This window comes from Geodermatophilus sp. SYSU D01045 (assembly GCF_054050295.1).
The window spans coordinates 14470-30314 of sequence record NZ_JBJGZB010000037.1; the positions used below are offsets into that span (position 1 = coordinate 14470).

21 protein-coding genes and 1 tRNA gene are annotated in these 15845 nt (G+C 75.9%); 9 read left to right on the forward strand and 13 right to left on the reverse strand.

The features are described from left to right. Window positions 1-8: 8 nt before the first annotated feature. Window positions 9-440: a VOC family protein gene (locus ACI798_RS21220; RefSeq protein ID WP_457048881.1), complete on the forward strand. Its 432-nt coding sequence runs from the start codon at window positions 9-11 to the stop codon at window positions 438-440. Here the strand turns inward: ACI798_RS21220 and ACI798_RS21225 are convergent. Then, the gene (locus ACI798_RS21225) at window positions 437-1159 is read right to left on the reverse strand and encodes a hypothetical protein (RefSeq protein ID WP_457048882.1); all 723 of its coding nucleotides are present in this window, start codon (window positions 1157-1159) and stop codon (window positions 437-439) included. The genes ACI798_RS21220 and ACI798_RS21225 overlap by 4 nt on opposite strands. 93 nt (window positions 1160-1252) lie before the next feature. After that, window positions 1253-1789 carry a DUF2087 domain-containing protein gene (locus ACI798_RS21230; RefSeq protein ID WP_456943377.1) on the reverse strand — a complete coding sequence of 179 codons (537 nt, stop codon included), beginning with the start codon at window positions 1787-1789 and terminating at the stop codon, window positions 1253-1255. Between the two features lie 54 nt (window positions 1790-1843). Between ACI798_RS21230 and ACI798_RS21235 the strand changes: the two genes are divergently transcribed. Further along, window positions 1844-2020, forward strand: a complete 177-nt coding sequence (locus ACI798_RS21235; RefSeq protein ID WP_456943378.1) for a DUF2795 domain-containing protein — start codon at window positions 1844-1846, stop codon at window positions 2018-2020. Window positions 2021-2042: 22 nt separating this feature from the next. Continuing rightward, window positions 2043-2849: an inositol monophosphatase family protein gene (locus ACI798_RS21240; protein ID WP_456943379.1), complete on the forward strand. Its 807-nt coding sequence runs from the start codon at window positions 2043-2045 to the stop codon at window positions 2847-2849. Window positions 2850-2903: 54 nt separating this feature from the next. Here ACI798_RS21240 and ACI798_RS21245 read toward each other — a convergent pair whose 3' ends face one another. The 4 genes from ACI798_RS21245 to ACI798_RS21260 form a co-directional block, all read right to left on the reverse strand. Further along, window positions 2904-3092, reverse strand: a complete 189-nt coding sequence (locus ACI798_RS21245; protein WP_456943380.1) for a hypothetical protein — start codon at window positions 3090-3092, stop codon at window positions 2904-2906. Window positions 3093-3178: 86 nt separating this feature from the next. Continuing rightward, a complete protein-coding gene (locus ACI798_RS21250; RefSeq protein ID WP_457048883.1) occupies window positions 3179-4495 on the reverse strand; it encodes an FGGY family carbohydrate kinase in 1317 nt (438 codons plus the stop codon). Then, complete coding sequence (locus ACI798_RS21255; RefSeq protein WP_457048884.1) at window positions 4492-4995, reverse strand: XdhC family protein; 504 nt, start codon at window positions 4993-4995, stop codon at window positions 4492-4494. The genes ACI798_RS21250 and ACI798_RS21255 overlap by 4 nt, the downstream gene beginning before the upstream one ends. After that, complete coding sequence (locus ACI798_RS21260) at window positions 4992-6029, reverse strand: aldo/keto reductase (RefSeq protein WP_457048885.1); 1038 nt, start codon at window positions 6027-6029, stop codon at window positions 4992-4994. Before ACI798_RS21260 ends, ACI798_RS21255 begins: the two co-directional genes overlap by 4 nt. Before the next feature lie 99 nt (window positions 6030-6128). Here ACI798_RS21260 and ACI798_RS21265 point away from each other — a divergent pair, with 99 nt between their 5' ends. Then, a complete protein-coding gene (locus ACI798_RS21265) occupies window positions 6129-6623 on the forward strand; it encodes a hypothetical protein (protein ID WP_456943384.1) in 495 nt (164 codons plus the stop codon). A 3-nt stretch (window positions 6624-6626) separates the two neighbouring features. Here ACI798_RS21265 and ACI798_RS21270 read toward each other — a convergent pair whose 3' ends face one another. Together ACI798_RS21270 and ACI798_RS21275 are read right to left on the reverse strand one after the other, a co-directional pair. After that, entirely contained in the window at window positions 6627-7406 is a 780-nt protein-coding gene (locus ACI798_RS21270) for an aldo/keto reductase (protein ID WP_456943385.1), read from the reverse strand. A 40-nt stretch (window positions 7407-7446) separates the two neighbouring features. Further along, on the reverse strand, window positions 7447-8268 hold the full coding sequence (locus ACI798_RS21275; protein WP_457048886.1) for an alpha/beta fold hydrolase: 822 nt from the start codon (window positions 8266-8268) through the stop codon (window positions 7447-7449). Window positions 8269-8362: 94 nt separating this feature from the next. Here ACI798_RS21275 and ACI798_RS21280 point away from each other — a divergent pair, with 94 nt between their 5' ends. Continuing rightward, window positions 8363-9745, forward strand: coding sequence for a cystathionine beta-synthase (locus ACI798_RS21280; protein ID WP_456943387.1), 1383 nt, complete (start codon window positions 8363-8365; stop codon window positions 9743-9745). Further along, on the forward strand, window positions 9742-10890 hold the full coding sequence (locus ACI798_RS21285) for a cystathionine gamma-synthase (protein ID WP_457048887.1): 1149 nt from the start codon (window positions 9742-9744) through the stop codon (window positions 10888-10890). Before ACI798_RS21280 ends, ACI798_RS21285 begins: the two co-directional genes overlap by 4 nt. A gap of 94 nt (window positions 10891-10984) precedes the next feature. Here the strand turns inward: ACI798_RS21285 and map are convergent, their stop codons facing one another. Then, window positions 10985-11755 (reverse strand): type I methionyl aminopeptidase, encoded by a 771-nt coding sequence (map, locus tag ACI798_RS21290; protein ID WP_456943389.1) that lies wholly within the window; start codon window positions 11753-11755, stop codon window positions 10985-10987. Between the two features lie 65 nt (window positions 11756-11820). Here map and ACI798_RS21295 point away from each other — a divergent pair, with 65 nt between their 5' ends. Further along, window positions 11821-12090, forward strand: a complete 270-nt coding sequence (locus ACI798_RS21295; RefSeq protein WP_456943390.1) for a helix-turn-helix domain-containing protein — start codon at window positions 11821-11823, stop codon at window positions 12088-12090. Between the two features lie 6 nt (window positions 12091-12096). Here ACI798_RS21295 and ACI798_RS21300 read toward each other — a convergent pair whose 3' ends face one another. From ACI798_RS21300 to ACI798_RS21315, 4 genes are all read right to left on the reverse strand, one after another. Beyond that, entirely contained in the window at window positions 12097-12282 is a 186-nt protein-coding gene (locus ACI798_RS21300; RefSeq protein ID WP_456943391.1) for a ferredoxin, read from the reverse strand. Then, on the reverse strand, window positions 12282-13676 hold the full coding sequence (locus tag ACI798_RS21305; protein WP_457048888.1) for a cytochrome P450: 1395 nt from the start codon (window positions 13674-13676) through the stop codon (window positions 12282-12284). Before ACI798_RS21305 ends, ACI798_RS21300 begins: the two co-directional genes overlap by 1 nt. Window positions 13677-13779: 103 nt before the next feature. Continuing rightward, on the reverse strand, window positions 13780-14058 hold the full coding sequence (locus tag ACI798_RS21310) for a GNAT family N-acetyltransferase (RefSeq protein ID WP_457048889.1): 279 nt from the start codon (window positions 14056-14058) through the stop codon (window positions 13780-13782). Window positions 14059-14167: 109 nt separating this feature from the next. Continuing rightward, window positions 14168-14244 (reverse strand) — tRNA-Met (locus ACI798_RS21315). 126 nt (window positions 14245-14370) lie between these two features. On the opposite strand from ACI798_RS21315, the gene ACI798_RS21320 reads away from it, so the two are divergent. Then, window positions 14371-14937 carry a hemerythrin domain-containing protein gene (locus ACI798_RS21320; protein ID WP_456943394.1) on the forward strand — a complete coding sequence of 189 codons (567 nt, stop codon included), beginning with the start codon at window positions 14371-14373 and terminating at the stop codon, window positions 14935-14937. A 142-nt stretch (window positions 14938-15079) separates the two neighbouring features. Further along, entirely contained in the window at window positions 15080-15706 is a 627-nt protein-coding gene (locus tag ACI798_RS21325) for an antibiotic biosynthesis monooxygenase (RefSeq protein ID WP_457048890.1), read from the forward strand. Window positions 15707-15845: the final 139 nt, after the last annotated feature.

Here is a 15845-nt window from a genome sequence, read left to right on the forward strand (position 1 = left end):
GGAGCCCCGTGGAACAGCAGGTCCACTTCCTCACGCTGGCCACCGCCGACCTCGACGCCGCCCGGCGGTTCTACGTCGAGGGCCTGGGCTGGACGCCGCTGCTCGACGTGCCCGGCGAGATCGTGTTCTTCCAGGTCGCGCCGGGCACCGTGCTGGCCTTCTTCGAGACGGCGAAGTTCGCCCAGGACCTCGGTACCGGGCCCGCCCGGCCGGAGGTGTCCGGGCTGACGCTGGCGCACAACGTCGGCGACCGCGACGCCGTCGCCGCGCTGTGCGAGCAGATGGCCGCCGCCGGGGGCACGGTGCTCACCCCGCCCGGGGAGGGCGCCTTCGGCGGCGTCTTCCACGCGCTGGTGCGCGACCCCAACGGCGTCGTCTGGGAGATCGGGCACAACCCCGGCTGGTCGGTCGACGCCGACGGGACCGTGCGGCTCGGCTAGCCGAACAGCCCGTCGTCCATCGGCTCGTCGACCGCCTCGATCCGCACGTCGAGGTCGACGCCCAGCGAGCCGGGGTCGTCGATCCACACGCAGGTGCCGGTCTGCTCGTCGAGCCGGACCCGGTACGCCTCCGGGTAGCGGTCCAGCACCTCGACCACGCCGGCCCGGACGTCGAGGTCCCGCGACCGGAGCAGCGAGCAGCAGTCGCACCGCGGCTCGTACCGCGGCGTCGGACGGACGACCGCCTCCCAGGCCGGCCGTCCGCCGTGCTCGACCCGGGTGACGGAGTCGACCTCCAGGCCGGGCACGCCCGGCTCCCCGGTGTCCGGGTCCCGGCCGTCGGCGAGCTCGACCGGGTCGAGCAGCGCCACCCAGTCGTAGCTCTGGTACATCGGCGCGTCGTAGGAGGGCCCCTCCGGCCGGACCGCCACCAGCCCGTCGTCCCGCAGGACCGGCCCGGGACCGTCCGCCGGCCAGGGGTGGACGACCTCCCGCCCGCCGTCCGGACCGAGGAGCACCGACCGCTGCCGCGGCTCGTGGACGACCTGCAGCAGCTCGCCGTCGAGGGTCTCGACGCGGAGCCGATCGGGCCGGCGCAGCCACGCACGCAGGGGCTGGGTCCGCCACGGGTGATCGGGCCGGCGCACGGTGAACCGCAGCGTCGTCCACCGCCACGGCGAGGAGCGGGCGAGCGCGCGGAAGGCGTCGGCGTCGGGCACGCCCGGAGTGTGACCCCGCACCCGGGCCCCGTCCTGGGAGAAGTCGTGCTCTGCCCCGCCCGTGGGGGCAGAGCACGAGCACAGGCAGGTGGACTAGACGTCCACCCAGCCGCCGGTCCGCCAGTACAGCCCGGCCTCGCGGGACAGCAGCCCCTCGTCGACCAGGTAGCGGCGCAGCGCCGCGGTGTCGGGGTGCCAGACCGCCAGCAGCGCGTTGACCTCGCGCTCGGGATAGCGGACGCCGACGTCGAACACCCGGACCACGTGCTCGAGCACCAGGCGCCGCTTGCTCCGCTGCGCCGGGATGGTGGTCAGCCGGCCGTCGCGGATGAACGCGGCGAGCACCGCGGACTCGGCCGGGTCGTCCGACAGCGGCTCCGGCGCGGGCGCCGCCTCGGCCGCGGCGCGCGCGGCGGCGCCGAACCGGTCGGTCAGCAGTTCGAGGACGTGCCCGTCCCGGCGGACCAGCCCGGCGCGGGCGAGCCGGCGGGCGGCGAGCGCGACGTCCTTGAGCGACAGCCCCGAGGCCGCGGCGACGTCCTCGATCGTCCCGGCGCCGAGCGCCAGGGCCGCCACCACCCTCAGCCGGGTGGGGTCGGCCAGGAGCCCCACGATCGTCGCCGCTTCCATCCCCTCGACGGTATCCGTGCATCGGAGCACGTGGGCGGGGGTAGCGGCACCGGCATGGTGAGCCCGATCGACCTCCAGAAGGCCCTCAAGGGCATCGACTACCCGGCGAGCAAGGAGCAGATCCTCGAGCACGCCAAGGGTGCCGACAAGGAGGTCCTCGACGCGCTGCAGGAGATCGACGACCGGGAGTACGAGGGGCCCAGCGGCATCAGTGCCGCCGTCTTCGACTGACCGCCCGCTAGGTTCGGTGCCCATGACACCGGGCCGGGACTTCACGGGGGACATGCACCTGGCGCACGTGCTGGCCGACCAGGCGGACTCCATCAGCATGGAGCGGTTCCGGGCCCTCGACCTCGCCGTCGAGACCAAGCCGGACCTGACGCCGGTCACCGACGCCGACCGCGCCGTCGAGGAGCAGCTGCGGACCACCCTCGCCCGGGCCCGCACGCGGGACGCCGTGCTCGGCGAGGAGTTCGGCGTCACCGGGCACGGGCCGCGGCGCTGGGTGCTCGACCCGATCGACGGGACGAAGAACTTCGTCCGCGGCGTGCCGGTGTGGGCGACCCTCATCGCGCTGTTCGACGGCGACGAGGCGGTCGTCGGCCTGGTATCGGCGCCGGCGCTCAACCGCCGCTGGTGGGCGGCCAAGGACGTCGGTGCCTGGACCGGGCGGCGGCTGGAGTCGGCCACCCGGTGCCACGTCTCCGGCATCTCCGACCTCGGCGACGCGAGCCTGTCCTACTCCAGCCTGTCCGGCTGGGAGGAGCGCGGCCTGCTCGACGGGTTCCTCGACCTCACGCGGTCGGTGTGGCGCACCCGCGCCTACGGCGACTTCTGGAGCTACGTCCTGCTGGCCGAGGGCGCGGTCGACGTCGCGTGCGAGCCCGAGGTGTCGCTGTGGGACCTCGCCGCGCTCGACGTCATCGTGCGCGAGGCCGGCGGGCGGTTCTCCGACCTCACCGGCGCCGACGGCCCGGCCGGCGGCAGCGCGCTGGCCACCAACGGCGCGCTGCACGACGCCGCGCTGGCCCACCTGAAGCTGCCCGGCCCCGCGGCCTGAACGCGACGGCGGCCCCTCCCCGACGCCGGGGAGGGGCCGCCGTCGTGTCCGGGGCTACGCCGTGGGGCGCGGGCCGCCGCCGGTGCCGCGGCCACCGGTGAACCGGCGGCGGGCGTCGTCGATCCGGGCCTTGGTCTTGGGGTCCCTCGCCAGCTGCTGGGCCTTGGCCGACACCTGCTTGAGGGTCTGCTGACCCTTCGGGCTGCGGGCGAACTGGGCCACCTTGTCGAACACCGACGCCATCTCGCGTGCCTCCTCTCGCCGGGGCCCGTCCTGGGCCCCTCGTCGGGGTCAACGGTGCCCGGGGCGGCACCGTTCCATGCGGCCGGTCAGGCCCGCCGCGGCGCGACCGGCAGGCCGGTGCCGCGCCCGGCCAGGACCGCCGCCCCGACCGCGGACGCGCTGCGCAGCGGCAGGTACGTCACCGGCCGGCCCAGCAGGCCCGCGAGGGTCTCCCGCACCAGCGGCGAGCGTCCCCCGCCCCCGGTCAGGACGACGGGACCGTCGGGCACCTCCCCGAGCAGCCCGGCCGCCGCGGCGACGGCGGACAGCACCCCCTCGACGGCGGCCCGGGCGAGGTCGGCGCGGGTGGTGCCGGCGCCCAGGCCGGACCAGCCGGCGCGGTCGCCGGGCCCGGCCACCCCGCCGCGCTCGCCGGTGAGGAACGGCCGGAACACCGCTCCCCCGGCCCCCGGCGGCGACGTCGCGGCCAGGTCGAACAGTGCAGCGGACGGGACGCCGAGCACGCCGGCCGCCCAGGTCCACGCCGAGCCGCCGTTCTGCAGCGCGGCCATCGCGTACCAGCCGCGCTCGGCGTCCGCATAGCCGTGCACCGGCGGGTCGTCGGCCGGGGCCGGCGTCCAGCCGGGCCGCAGCACCTGCGCGCCGGTGCCGAGGTTCACCTGCAGGCCGGAGGTCGTGCCGGCCGCGAGCAGCGCCAGCGGGGTGTCCCCGCCGCCCACCACGACTGGGACCTCCGCCCCGCCGAGCACCGCCGTCCCGGCCACCTCCGCCGAGGTCCGCACCGCCGGGAGCAGGCCGGGCGGTACCCCCGCCGCGGCCCGCGCGGCGGCGGACCAGCCGTCGGCGACGACGTCCCACAGCAGCGTGGCCGAGGCGTCGCTGCGGTCGGTGACCCGCGGGTCGGTGCCGGGCAGCAGGGTGGCGCGGAGGGCGTCCTTGGGCAGCAGGACGGCCGCGGCGCGGTCGACGAGGCCGGGCCGGTGCGCCGCCAGCCAGGCCAGCACCGGGCCGGTCATCCCCGGCACCAGCGGGTTGGCCAGCGCGGCGCGGTCGGGCACCGGCAGTGCTCGCCAGCGGGCGACCTCCGCGGCGGCCCGCCGGTCCGGCCACAGCACCGCGGGCGCGAGCGCGGCGCCGGCGTCGTCGACGAGCACCGTGCCGTGCATCTGGCCGGACAGCCCCAGCCCGGCCACCGGCCGGCCGCCCAGCGCGGGCAGCAGCCGGGCCAGGGCGTCGTCGAACGCCGCCCGCCAGGTGCCGACGGCGCACTCGGCCCAGCCCTCCCGCGGGCTCTCCACGGGGTAGCCGGCCTCGGTCTCCGCGACGGTGCCGCCGTCCTCGCCCAGCGCGACGAGCTTGAGCCCGCTGGTGCCCAGGTCGGCACCGAGCAGGACGGCGCTCACCGGGGGCCGTGCGCGAACCCGCCGGAGCGGCCGTTCCGGTCGGCCAGCAGCCCGGCCAGCGTGCTCAGCGCGATCTCGGCCGGCGCGCGGGAGCCGATGTCCAGCCCGATCGGCCGGTGCACCCGGGCCACCTCCTCCGGCGGGACGCCGAGCGCGGCCAGTGCCGCCACGTGCGGGCCCTCGTGCCGCGGGTTGCCCATGACGCCCATCCAGCGGACCCGGCGGGCCAGCGCGTCCCGCAGCACCTCGCCGAGCTCGGGGCGGTGGTGGTCGGTGACCACGACGTCGGCCCGGTCGAGGTCGAGGGCGTCCTCGAGGTCGGCCAGCGTGCGGGCGCCGTCCCCGCCGGCCGGGTCGACCAGCGCGGCGCGGAAGCCGAGCTCGGCGCCCCAGCGCAGCAGCACCTCGGCCACCGGGGAGGCGAACACCGCGACCAGCACCCGGTCGGTCGCCTCGGCAGCCGGCGCCCCGTGCGCGACGCCGCAGGCCGGGTCGCTCACGCGGCGCGCTCCGGGCTGTCGCCGTAGGCGTAGCCGGCGTCGGCGTACCGGCCACCGACGGCGACCCCGGGCGGGGCGATCTCGCCGAGCCGCGCCAGGTCCTCCGCCGACAGCTCGACGGCGAGCGCGCCGGCGTTCTCCTCCAGGTAGGACCGCCGCTTGGTGCCGGGGATCGGGACGACGTCGGGACCCTGCGCCAGCACCCAGGCCAGCGCCAGCTGCCCGGGCGTGCAGCCCTTCTCCCCCGCCATCGCGCGGACGGCGTCGACCAGGCGCAGGTTCGCCGTGAACGCCTCGCCGGTGAACCGCGGGTGGATGCGCCGCCAGTCGTCCTCGGCGAAGTCGTCGGGGCTGGTGATCGCGCCGGTGAGGAAGCCGCGGCCGAGCGGGCTGAACGGCACGATCCCGATGCCGTGCTCGCGCGCGACGCCCAGCACGGTGTCTCCGCCCGCCCCACCACCCTTGCCGACCTCGAGGTCGCGCGTCCACAGCGACCACTCGCTCTGCAGCGCCGCGATCGGGTGCACGGCCACCGCCCGGCGGATCGACGCCGCGGACGCCTCCGACAGCCCGAGGTGGCGGACCTTGCCCTGCTGCACCAGCTCGGCCATCGCCCCGACGGTGTCCTCGATCGGCACCCGCGGGTCCACCCGGTGCTGGTAGTACAGGTCGATCACGTCGACGCCGAGCCGGCGCAGGCTGGCCTCGGCGCAGGCGCGCACGTTCTCCGGCCGGCCGTCGACGTCCATGCCGCCGCGGTCGTTGCGCCGCAGCGAGAACTTCGTCGCCAGCTGCACCTCGTCCCGCCGGTCCCGGATCGCCTCGCCGACGAGCTCCTCGTTGTGCCCGTCGCCGTAGACGTCGGAGGTGTCGAGGAAGGTGACGCCGAGGTCGAGCGCGCGGTGGACCGTCGCGATCGACTCGTCGCGGTCGGCGGCGCCGTACATCTGGCTCATGCCCATGCAGCCCAGGCCGAGGGCGGAGACGGCCAGGCCGTCCCGGCCGAGCGTGCGGGTACCGGCGGGAGCAGTCATGCCCCGCATCCTCGTCCCGCCGCGAGCGGCCCCGCCACCGGCCGTTTCCGGGTCGGTCGCCCGGGTAGCCGCCCGGGCGACCGACCCCGGGAGGACCCCATGAGCGCGCGCCCCGCCCGCCGCACGGCCCGACTGCTCGGCCTGGCCAGCCTCGGCCTCGGCACCTCGATGCTGGCCTCGCCCGCGGCCGTCGCCCGCTTCGCCGGCGTCGACGACTCCCCCGTGGCGCTGCCCGTGGTCACCGCGGTCGGGGCCCGGGAGCTCGCCCACGCCGCCGGGCTGCTCGCCGGCCGCCCCGGCTGGGCGTGGACCCGCGTCGCCGGCGACGCCGTCGACCTGGCCGTCATGGGCGTCGCCCTGCAGAACCGGCGCGGGGAGCGCGAGCGCCGGCTGCGCACCGTCGTCGTCGGCGCCTCGGTGCTGGCGGCGCTGGACCTGCTCACCGCCCTGCGCTCCCGGAGGCGGACGCCGGCCCCCTCCCCCACCCCGGTGACCCGGCCGACGACGGGGCTGGTGGCGCCGATGGTCGACGTCCGGCCGGCGCTGGCCGGGCAGCCCCGTCGCCCGGTCGCCCCGACCCCGGACGCCGGGTAGGGCTCAGCCGCGCGCCAGGCCGTCGACGCGGGCGACCTCCTCGGCCGACAGCGCGAAGCCGCCGACCTCGAGGTTGGCCCGGATCCGCTCCGGGGTGGCCGACTTCGGGATCACCACGACACCGTGCTCGACGTGCCAGCGCAGCACGACCTGCGCCGGCGTGACGCCGTGCGCGTCGGCGACCTCGCGCAGCACCGGGTCGCCGAGGTCGGTGTTCTTGAACGGGCTGTACCCCTCGAGGACGACGCCGCGCTCCCGGTGCCCGTCCTCCACCGCCGGGTCGTACAGCGCCGGTGCCCAGCTGACCTGGTTGACCTGCGGCGTCACGCCGGTCGCCCGGGTGAGCCGGTCCACCGCGTCGAGGGAGTAGTTGCTGACCCCGACCGCCCGGGCCCGCCCGTCCTCGCGCGCGGCGACGAACCGCTCCCACAGGCCCTCGTCGGAGCCGCCGGGCGGCCAGTGCACCAGCCACAGGTCGACGGCGTCGAGACCGAGTGCGCCCAGCGACGCCGACAGCGTGCGGTCGGCCCGGCCCGCCTCGCGCGGCGGCAGCTTGGTGGTCACGAAGACCTCGTCCCGGTCGACGCCGGAGTCGCGCAGCGCCCGGCCGACCTCGGCCTCGTTGCGGTACATCGTCGCGGTGTCCAGGTGCCGGTAGCCGGCGTCCAGGGCGGTGCGCACGGCGTCGTAGCAGGTGCTGCCGGTCATCTGCCAGGTGCCGAATCCGAGCAGCGGCATGTTGCCGCCGCCGGTCAGCGGCGCGGACGGGAGGGGCGCGGTCATGCCGCAGCCCTGCCCGGACCGGCCGACGACGACACGCGCCTCAGCGGACGGACGCGGTCAGGAACCCGTCGACGACGGCCGCCAGCTCGGGCGCGGCGAACACGTCGTAGTGGGTGCGCCCGGGCAGGACCGCCAGCCGCGAGGCCGGCCGCCCCGACCCGTCCCACCCGGCGTCACGCAGCCCGCCGCCGAGCAGCGCGAAGAACTCCGCCGCGTGCGCGGGCGGGATGCCGTCGGCGTCGCCGTAGGCCAGCAGCACCGGCGCGGACAGCCCGCGGACGTCGTCGGACCAGTCGTAGGGCGTGCGCAGCAGGTCACCGGTCTTGTCCATGAGCGCCGGGAACGCGTCCACGTCGGGCGCGACGGCGGCGTAGGCGGCGTACACCGGCGTCTGCCGCATGCCCTCGAACCCGGCGCCGGACACCGAGGCCATGCCGTCGAGCACGTCGGGGAACCAGCCGTCCCGCCGGCACGGCGCGGAGACGACGACCAGCCGGCGCACCACCTCCGGGTGCCGGATCGCCGTCCGCAGGGCCACCCCGCCGCCGAGGGAGTAGCCGAGGACGTCGGCCGGGCCGAGGTCCAGGTGCCGGACCAGCGCGGCGACGTCGTCGGCGAGGGCGTCCCAGGTGAGGCGCCGCGCGACGTCGGCGGTGCGCCCGTGCCCCTGCAGCTCGACGGCGACCACCCGCCGGTGCGCGGCCAGCCGGTCGAGGACGTCGCCGAACACCTCCACCACGCCGAAGCCGCCGTGGACGACGACCAGCGGGGTGCCGCCCTCCCCCAGGCTCCGCCAGTACATGCGCACGCCCCCGGTCACCGGCGCGTACCCCTCGTCGACCCGCAGCTCCGTCGTCGTCATGCGGGGAGGACCGCCGCGGAGCCGGGAAGTCATCGGGGTGGTGGGATGGGCGGCAGACGGTGCCCGTCCCGGGGCGCCCGGCGAGGAGGTCCGCGTGCAGTACGCCGAGTCCGTCGTCGACCTGATCGGCGGCACCCCGCTGGTCCGGCTGTCGAGGGTCACCGCCGACCTCGGCCCGGACGCGCCGCTGGTGCTGGCCAAGGTCGAGTACCTCAACCCCGGCGGGTCGGTGAAGGACCGGATCGCCGTGCGCATGGTCGACGCCGCCGAGGCCAGCGGGGAGCTGAAGCCGGGCGGGACGATCGTCGAGCCGACCAGCGGCAACACCGGCATCGGCCTGGCACTGGTCGCCCAGCAGCGCGGCTACGACTGCATCTTCGTGTGCCCGGACAAGGTCAGCCAGGACAAGATCAACGTGCTGCGGGCCTACGGCGCCGAGGTCGTCGTCTGCCCCACCGCCGTCGACCCGTCCGACCCGCGGTCGTACTACTCCGTCTCCGACCGGCTGGCCCGCGAGACCCCCGGCGGCTGGAAGCCCGACCAGTACGCCAACCCGGCCAACCCGCGGTCGCACTACGAGACGACCGGCCCGGAGATCTGGGAGCAGACCGAGGGGAAGGTCACCTGCTTCGTCACCGGGGTCGGCACCGGCGGCACGATCAGCGGCATCGGCCGCTACCTCAAGGAGGTCGGCGACGGCCGGGTGCAGGTGGTCGGCGTCGACCCCGAGGGGTCGGTGTACTCCGGCGGCACCGGCCGCCCCTACCTGGTCGAGGGCGTCGGCGAGGACTTCTGGCCCGACGCCTACGACCGCTCGATCGCCGACCGGATCGTCCCGGTCTCCGACGCCGACTCCTTCCGGATGACCCGGCGGCTGGCCCGCGAGGAGGGGCTGCTGGTCGGCGGTTCCTGCGGGATGGCCGTCGCCGGCGCGCTGCGCGCGGCGGCGGACCTCGGCCCCGACGACGTCGTGGTGGTGCTCCTGCCCGACGGCGGCCGCGGCTACCTGAACAAGATCTTCAACGACCGGTGGATGGCCGACTACGGCTTCCTCGACGTCGCCACCGGCGAGACGGTGGGCGAGCTGCTCGCCGCCAAGGACGGCGCGACGCCGGTGCTGGTGCACACCCACCCCAACGAGACGGTGCGCGACGCCATCGACATCCTGCGCGAGTACGGCGTCAGCCAGATGCCGGTCGTGCGGGCGGAGCCGCCGGTGACCGCCGGCGAGGTCGTCGGCTCGGTGGACGAGAAGGTGCTGCTCGACGCGCTGTTCGCCGGCCGCGCCTCGCTGTCGGACCGGGTGGAGCGGCACATGTCCGCGCCGCTGCCGATCATCGGCTCCGGCGAGCCGGTCAGCGCCGCGGTGGCCGAGTTCGGCGAGGCCGACGCGCTGGTGGTGCACGTCGACGGCAAGCCCGCGGGCGTGGTCACCCGGCAGGACGTGCTCGGCCACCTGGCGGGGGTGACCCGGTGACCGGGTTCCCCGGCTTCGACACCCGCGCGATCCACGCCGGGCAGGACCCCGACCCGACCACCGGCGCCGTCGTCGTCCCGCTGCACCTGGCCACCACCTTCAAGCAGGACGGCGTCGGCGGGCTGCGCAACGGCTACGAGTACGCCCGCAGCGCCAACCCGACCCGCGACGCCCTGCAGCAGCTGCTGGCCTCCCTCGAGGAGGGCACCGCGGGCCTGGCGTTCGCCTCCGGCCTGGCCGCCGAGGACACCCTGCTGCGCACCGTGTGCGAGCCCGGCAGCCACGTGGTCCTCGGCGGCGACGCCTACGGCGGCACGTTCCGGCTCATCTCGAAGGTGGTCTCGCGCTGGGGCGTCGAGCACACCCCCGTCGACCTCAACGACCCCGACGCGCTGCGCGCCGCCATCCGGCCCGGCGCCACCCGCGTCATCTGGTGCGAGACGCCGACCAACCCGCTGCTCAACGTCGCCGACATCGCGCTCACCGCGGAGGTCGCGCACGGGGCCGGCGCGCTGCTCGTCGTCGACAACACCTTCGCCAGCCCCTACCTGCAGCGGCCGCTGACCCTGGGCGCCGACGTCGTCGTGCACTCCACGACGAAGTACCTCGGCGGGCACTCCGACGTCGTCGGCGGGGCGCTCGTCGTCCGCGACGCCGACCTCGCCGAGCAGCTCGCCTACCACCAGAACGCGATGGGCGGGGTGTCCGGCCCGCTGTCGGACTGGCTGGTGCTGCGCGGGATCAAGACCCTCGGCGTGCGGATGGAGCGGCACCAGGCCAACGCCGCCCGGATCGCCGGGTACCTGTCGGAGCATCCGGCGGTGTCCCGCGTGCTCTACCCCGGCCTGCCCGACCACCCCGGCCACGACATCGCGGTCAAGCAGATGTCCGGCGCCGGCGGGATGCTGTCGTTCCGGCTCGCCGGCGGCGAGGAGGCGGCGCTGCGGGTGTGCGAGCGGGCGCGGCTGTTCACGCTGGCCGAGTCCCTCGGCGGGGTCGAGTCGCTGATCGAGCACCCGCACCGGATGACGCACGCCAGCGCCGCGGGCTCCCCGCTGGAGGTGCCGGGCGACCTGGTGCGCCTGTCGGTGGGCATCGAGGACGTCGACGACCTGCTCGCCGACTTGGAGCAGGCGCTGGGGTGAGCGCCGGCCCGGCGATCAGCGCGGAGCGGTGAGCAGAAGGACCCCGTCCTCCTCACCCCTCGCAAGCTCGGGGCGAGCCTCTGGACAGGGCCGGTCAACGCGGAAGAGTCAGGATCTTCGGGCCGTCCTCGGTGACCGCGACCGTGTGCTCCACGTGCGCGGCCCGGCTGCCGTCGGCGCTGCGCAGCGTCCAGCCGTCGGCGTCCACCCGGTAGTCGTCGCTGCCGCCGGCGAGGAACCACGGCTCGATCGCGATCACCAGCCCGGCGCGCAGCGGCACGCCGCGGCCGGCGCGGCCCTCGTTGGGCACGTGCGGCGCCTCGTGCATGGTGCGGCCGACACCGTGCCCGCCCTGGTCGGTGTTGATGCCGCAGCCGCCGGCCCGGCCCACCGCCCCGATCGCCGCCGAGACGTCGCCCACCCGGTTGCCGACCACCGCGGCCGCGATCCCGGCCGCCAGCGCCCGCTCGGCGGTGGCCACCAGCGCGAGGTCCTCAGGGCGCGCGGTCCCGACCGGGAAGGTGGTGGCCGAGTCGCCGACCCAGCCGTCCAGGGTGGCGCCGGCGTCGACGCTGAGCAGGTCGCCGTCCTCCAGCTCCCGGGTCGTCGGGATGCCGTGCAGCGCGACGTCGTTGACCGACAGGCAGACCACCCCGGGGAACGGCGGCGTGGTCGCGTGCGGGGCGTAGCCGAGGAACGGCGAGGTGGCGCCGGCGTCGGCGAGGACGTCGCGGGCCACCTGGTCCAGCTGGGTCAGCCGGACGCCGGGGGCGGCCGCGGCGCGGACGGCGGCCAGCACGTCGGCCACCACCGCCCCGGCGGCCCGCATGGCCTCCAGCTCGCCCGGCGTGCGCAGCTCGATCATCTCGTCCTCCCGGGATCGGTGTCCCGGCAGTACCGGGATTCATATCCCGGTATTACTATCACGCCATGGTGCGACCGCCGTTGAGCCCCGAGGAGCGCGAGCGCGGCCGCCGGCTGGGCGCCCTGCTGCGGGCCGCGCGCGGCGACCGCTCCCCCGCCGAGGTCTCCGCCGCGTCCGGGGTGAGCCTCGAGGCGCTGCGGAAGATCGAGTCCGGGCGGGTGCCCACCCCGGCGTTCTTCACCGTCGCCGCGCTGGCCCGCGCGCTCGACGTCCCGCTCGACCGCCTGGCCGCCGACCTCGCCGCCCCGGCGACCGGCGCCGTCCTGTCCGCCTGAGGGCGCTCAGTCGGCCAGCGACAGGGCCCCGGTCGGGCACTGCTGCACGGCGTCCCGCGCGGCGTCCCCGTCGTCCGGCGTCTCCTGCAGCACCCGCACCGCGCCGTCGTCGTCGACCTCGAAGGCGTCCGGGGCGAGCAGCTCGCACTGCCCCGACCCCACGCACAGCTCGCGGTCGGCGGTGACCCGCATCAGCGGGTCCCGCCCAGCCGGGCCGGCAGCCGCTTGAGGCCGTTGACGAACGAGGACGCGAGCCGGTCGGGCGGGCCGGTCACCTCGAGGTCGGGCAGCTGGTCGAAGACGGCCCGGAAGGTCACCTGCAGCTCGCGGCGGGCCAGGTGCGCGCCGAGGCAGAAGTGCGGCCCCTTCGAGCCGAACCCGACGTGCGGGTTGGGGTCGCGGCCGACGTCGAACCGCTGCGGGTCGGTGAAGACCTCGGGATCGCGGTTGGCCGCCGCGTAGAACAGCAGGAACTTCTCCCCGGCGGTGAAGCGGTGACCGCCGACCTCGCCGTCCTGCGTGGCGGTGCGGCGCATCCAGGTGACCGGGCTGACCCAGCGCACCACCTCCTCGACGGCGGTGCGGTCCAGCGACGGGTCGGCGGCCCACCGCGCCCGCTCCTCCGGCCACTCCGACAGCGCCAGCAGGCCCTGGGAGATGGCGTTGCGGGTGGTCTCGTTGCCGGCCACCAGCAGCAGGATGAAGAACGAGGCGATCTCCTGGTGGGACAGCCGCTCGCCGTCGACCTCGGTGGTGACCAGCGCGGTGGTGAGGTCGTCGCGGGGCTCGGCGACCCGCTCGGCGGCCAGCCGCTCCATGAGCGCGGCCATCTCCATGCCCGCGGTGAGAAAGGCGGTCAGCGGGTCGTCGTTCTCGATGAGCTCCGGGTCGCCGCCGGACAGGATGACGTTCGAGTTGGCCAGCACGGCTGGCCGGTCGGCCTCGGGGACGCCCATCATGTCGCAGATGACCCGCAGCGGGACGGGGGCGGCGATGTCGGCGACGACGTCGATGACGCCGCCGTTGGCCGCGGCCGTCGCCCGGGCGCGCGCCAGGACGTCGTCGACGACCGCGCGCACCGAGTCCAGGGTCCGCTCGAGCATCCGCGGGGTGAACGTCTTCGAGACGATCCGGCGGATCTTGGCGTGCCGCGGGTCGTCCATGCTGATCAGCGAGCCGTAGAACTCGTGCAGGTCGGCCGGGACGTCCTGCATCGACACCGCGCCCTGGCCCGAGCAGAACACCGCCGGCTGCGAGCTGATCGCCTCGAGGTCGGCGTAGCGGGTGACGGCGTGGTAGCCGGGGCCGGCCGGGATGCCGGGGAGGTCGGGCTCGGCGAAGAACGCGAAGGGCCGCTCCCGGCGCAGCCGGTCCAGGGCCGCGTGCCGCTCGGCCGGCGGGCGGGTCCACCAGTCCCGGTCGGACAGGTCGACGTCGGCCAGGTCGATGTCAGCCAGGTCGATGTCAGCCGGGTCGATGTCAGCCGGGTCGATGTCGGACAGGTCGATGCCGGCCGGGTCGACGTCGGCGGGGCCGGCGACCCCGGTACCGGCTTCGGTCTGCGGGATCGGGGCCTCGACGCTCACGGACGACCTCCTCGTCGAACGGTCAGCAGTGACCGTCAACCTAGAGAGGACGGCGTGTGAGGGGCAACACACCCGCGTCCGCGGCCGCCCGGCCGCTCGCGGGTCAGGCGTCGCCGCGGTCGACCAGGTCGCCGTACTCGGGGTGGCGCTCGATCCAGCCGCGGACGAACGAGCAACGCGGCACCACCGTCTCCCCGCGCGACCGGACGTCGTCCAGGGCCGCCCGGACGAGCTTCCCGCCCAGCCCGGACCCCTCGGCGCCGGGGTCGATCTCGGTGTGGGTGAAGACCACCTGCGCACCCCGGCGGGAGTAGGCGGCCAGCCCCAGCAGGCGGTCGCCGTCGCGGATCTCGTAACGCTCGGACTCAGGGGCGTCCTGCACGGTCGGCTCCATGCCGTTCCGCAACCGGGCCGGCGTCCGCCCTGTTCCCGCCGCCCGGGCCGGGACGCGACGAGGGCCCCGGAGCGTCTGCTCCGGGGCCCTCGTGCCGTGGTAGCGGGGACAGGATTCGAACCTGCGACCTCTGGGTTATGAGCCCAGCGAGCTACCGAGCTGCTCCACCCCGCGTCGGTAGCACCCACTGTACACGCCTCCTCGACGCCGCTGCCGGGGGTGTGGGCAGCGCCACCCGGGTAGGACCGCAGGTGCCGGGTGAGCAGCCGCCCGGCAGCGCTCCGGCCCGGAGGCAGCCCGATGACAGCGAGCACGAGCAACCAGGACGTCGTCGAGATCCTGACCACCGACCACCACGAGGTCCTCGACCTCGTCGGCCGCATCCCCACCGCCGATCCCGCCGAGCGGCGCGACATGGCCGACACCGTCATCGCCGAGCTGATGCGGCACTCGGTCGCCGAGGAGATGTTCGTCTACCCGGCCATGCGCGAGCACCTGCCCGACGGCGAGGCCGCGGTGCAGGACGACATCCAGGAGCACCAGCAGCTGGTGGAGGTGATGAAGGAGCTCGAGGACGTCGACTCCGCCGACCCCCGGTTCGTGGAGACCCTCGGCCGCCTCGAGCAGCTGCTGCGCCACCACGTCACCGACGAGGAGACCGAGCAGTTCCCCCAGCTGCGCGCCCGGCTGAGCCCGGACCAGCTCGTGGAGATGGGCCGGAAGGTGGAGGCGGCGAAGAAGGCCGCGCCCACCCGTCCGCACCCGTCGGCACCGCACAGCGCGCTGTTCCACAAGACGGTGGGACCGGGCGTCGGGATGGTGGACCGGCTCCGCGACGCGCTGACCGGCCGGTCGGACAACACCTGAGGCACCTGGCCCCGGTCCTCCGGCCGGAGGGCCGGGGCCCTGGTGCGGCGCCGGGGACCTTGTCCGGCGTCGGGCGCGGGAGGACGCTCGACCGCGCGGCGATGCCGCAGGGGCACCGCCGCCGGTCCGAGAGGGGGGCGGCATGTACGCCCGATCCACCACCATCCGCGCCAACCCCGGCTCGCTCGACGACGCCATCGCGTACGTACGCGACGAGGTCTGGCCGGCCCTGCAGGACATGGACGGCTGCGTCGGCCTGTCGATGATGTGCGACCGGGAGTCCGGCCGGTGCATCGCGACGTCGGCCTGGCAGGACCAGGACTCGATGCGGGCCAGCGCCGAGCGCGTCCACCCCATGCGCCGGCACCTGATGGAGCGCTTCGGGACGGGTGAGGACCTCGAGGTGCAGGAGTGGGAGATCGCCGCCCTGCACCGCGAGCACACCGCCGGGGACGGCGCCTGCGCACGGATCACCTGGACCCGCGCCGACCCGGCCAGGGTCGACCAGGTCCTGGAGATGTACCGCACCACCCTGATGCCGCGGATCCAGGAGCTGCCCGGCTTCTGCAGCGTCAGCCTGCTCCTCGACCGGGGCAGCGGCCGCGCCGTCGGCACGGTCGTGTTCGAGGACCGCGCGCACCTCGAGGGGACCCGGGACCAGGCCCGCAGGATCCGCGAGGGCGCCGTCGACACCATGGGCATCGACGTCCTCGACGTCGCCGAGATGGACCTCGTGGTCGCCCATCTCCGGGTGCCCGAGACCGTCTGACCCCGGGCACCCCCGAGGCAGGAACGGGGGCCGGGGGGGGGGGGGGGGGGGGGGGGGGGGGGGGGGGGGGGGGGGGGGGGGGGGGGGGGGGGGGGGGGGGGGGCGGGCGGGGGGTGGGGGGGGGGGTGCGGGGGGTTGT